Source organism: Paeniroseomonas aquatica (assembly GCF_030409335.1).
Lineage (GTDB): Bacteria > Pseudomonadota > Alphaproteobacteria > Acetobacterales > Acetobacteraceae > Belnapia > Belnapia aquatica.
On sequence record NZ_JAUFPN010000140.1, the window covers coordinates 1 to 1,807 of the forward strand.

Sequence of the window (1,807 nt, forward strand, 5' to 3'; positions counted from 1 at the left end):
TCAGAACGCGCGATTCCGCGCAACCTCAAAGTGCTCTAGTGCGTTTACGACGCCAGCCTGCGCCAGCGCGGGAGTCTGACAGTGGTTCAGCGCCGAAGCGATCGAGGGGTGGCGCGCAGCACCGCGCACGACCCCGGGCGGGCAGCCCTGGTACTCCCCTCTAGCAATCCTGACTGCGCTGACCCTGCGGACCATGTTCCGCTTGGCCCTGCGCCAGACGGAGGGGCTGACCGGCCCCGTCTTGAACCTCTCGGACTGGCTCTGGCGGTGCCCGACCACACCACCCTTTGCCGCCGGGCCGGGACGCTGGAGGTGTCCCGGCTGCGGTCATGCAGGGGCGGCAAGGCCATCCACCTGCTGGTCGACAGCACCGGCCTGAAGCTCTGCGGCGCGGGCGAATGGCTGCTGGAGAACACGGCACCAAAACGCGCCGGTCCTGGCGGAAGCTACACATCGGCATGGACGCCGAGACTGGCCAGATTGTCGCAGCACTGCTGACCACCAACGACGTCGATGACGGCTTCCAGGTTGGCCCCTTGCTCGACCAGGTGACGACATCGGTGGCCTCGCTCACCGCGGACGGCGCCTACGACCAGGAAGGCGTTGCCGCTGCGGTGACCGAGCGTCATCCAGAAGCGCTGATCATCGTGCCGCCGCGATCCACGGCCGTGCCGAGCGAGACGGCTGAAACCGCACCAGCGCAGCGGGACTGCCACTTGCAGCGCATCACCGAGCACGGAAGAGCGGCCTGGCAGAAAGCATCTGGCTACACCATCTGAGCCCGCGTCGAAGCCACCATCGGCAGGTTCAAGCAGGTGATGGGTGATGGGCTGCGCAGCCGCACGGACCAGCGTCGGGCGACCGAGGTGGACGTTGCCGTCCATGCTCTGAACCGTATGTTGGAGCTGGGACACCCGACCTCCGTCCGCTCCACCTGAACCCAGCCTGGGCTGAGCTTACTGCGTTCGTCCTGTCGATCCCTGCAACACGGCCGCGGTCGCCGCATCTGGCAAGCTGGCGGCGTTCGAAGGGTACGTGGTGGCGCGGGCAGCCTGAGCGGCAGGGCTTGCACTCACATCTCCGACAGCCTCTAATCATGCTGGAAAGGGCTGTCTCGAAGCGCCCACCCGAGGAGGAGCGTCATATGCCGCGACGGCAGTGCATGCTTGCATGTTGATCTATCTGTCGCAACGGCTCGGGCTCGCGCTCGTCACCTGCATCTGCATCTCCATCCTGACCTTTGTCATCATCCGCTTGCCGCCAGGTGATTTCATCGATGCTTATATCGCTAACCTAACGGCGAGCGGCAGCAGCGTTTCGGCTGAGCAGGCGGAAGCGATGCGGCGCGACTATGGGCTCGATCAGCCCGTGGTCGTGCAGTACGCCCGCTGGATGGGGCGTGTGCTCCAGGGTGATTTCGGCGTCTCCATGGTCTGGCGCAGACCGGTCACGGAAGTGATCGGCGACAGGCTGTGGCTGACCATGGTCGTCTCGCTTGCGGCGCTGTTCCTGACCTGGGCCATCGCCCTGCCGATCGGCATCTATTCGGCGGTGCGGCAGTATTCGGTGGCGGACTACGTCTTCACCACGCTCGGCTTTATTGGGCTCGCGGTACCGAATTTCCTGCTGGCGCTGATCCTAATGTATCTCGGCTTCCGCTATCTCGGGCTCAATGTCGGCGGGTTGTTCTCGCCGGATTACGTCCAGGCGGAATGGTCCTGGGCACGGGTTTGGGACCTGATGAAACACCTGCCGCTGCCGGCCGCGGTGCTAGCCTGGATAATTCGTGAGGCCGACAGCAAGCGTC

Annotated in this window: 2 protein-coding genes and 1 pseudogene; all 3 read left to right on the top strand. The window is 64.9% G+C overall.

Translation table 11 applies throughout. From position 1 onward, the window contains the following. Nucleotides 1–94: 94 nt before the first annotated feature. A pseudogene (locus QWZ14_RS32090) lies at nt 95–498 on the top strand (transposase); the annotation flags it as partial. Next, complete coding sequence (locus QWZ14_RS32095) at nt 399–779, top strand: transposase (protein ID WP_456307239.1); 381 nt, start codon at nt 399–401, stop codon at nt 777–779. The pseudogene QWZ14_RS32090 and the gene QWZ14_RS32095, both read left to right, overlap by 100 nt. Before the next feature lie 391 nt (nt 780–1,170). Continuing rightward, on the top strand, nt 1,171–1,807 hold a 637-nt coding region (locus tag QWZ14_RS12505; RefSeq protein ID WP_290317003.1), incomplete at its 3' end, for an ABC transporter permease.

What these genes read in the sequence shown, in the direction of transcription:
- QWZ14_RS32095 (WP_456307239.1), top strand. Translation starts at nt 399, where the DNA reads ATGGCTGCTGGAGAACACGGCACCAAAACGCGCCGGTCCTGGCGGAAG.